At 47.2% G+C, this 339-nt stretch carries 1 protein-coding gene and 1 pseudogene; both read right to left on the reverse strand.

The genetic code is table 11. The annotated features are described in order from the left end of the window. On the reverse strand, positions 1 to 149 hold a 149-nt coding region (locus P5683_RS26685; RefSeq protein WP_396442614.1), incomplete at its 3' end, for a helix-turn-helix domain-containing protein. Further along, positions 106 to 333 (reverse strand): annotated as a pseudogene (locus tag P5683_RS26035) (IS607 family transposase); the annotation flags it as partial. The gene P5683_RS26685 and the pseudogene P5683_RS26035, both read right to left, overlap by 44 nt. Between the last annotated feature and the right edge of the window lie 6 nt (positions 334 to 339).

Below are 339 nucleotides of genomic sequence, written 5' to 3' on the forward strand. Positions count from 1 at the left end.
TCGCTCTGCATCACTTCGTTGCGTAATTTCAGTTTGCTTAGTTGTTTACCACTCCGGGATAATGCAATTGCTTGGTTGTAGCAATACCGACAAGCGGCCAGCCATTTACGCCAGACTTGATTTAGCTCGGGGCTGGGGTAAATCCGGATCTTCTTTGACCTGAGTTTTGTATTTACTCCGTCCGTATAATCTGGAGCTAAAGCAGTGGAGGAGGGCGAGGATGTCCTCAACCATTTCTGGTTCTGGACTGAGACTTGTCTCGTTGAGAACCATGAGTGAGCAACTGTTTTGCTCACAGAGCCATCGAAACAAGTCAAATCCCCATATTGCCAATCAGTC

Origin of the sequence: Limnospira sp. PMC 1279.21 (genome assembly GCF_032349615.1) — a bacterium.
In the GTDB taxonomy this organism is placed as follows: Bacteria; Cyanobacteriota; Cyanobacteriia; order Cyanobacteriales; family Microcoleaceae; genus Limnospira; species Limnospira fusiformis.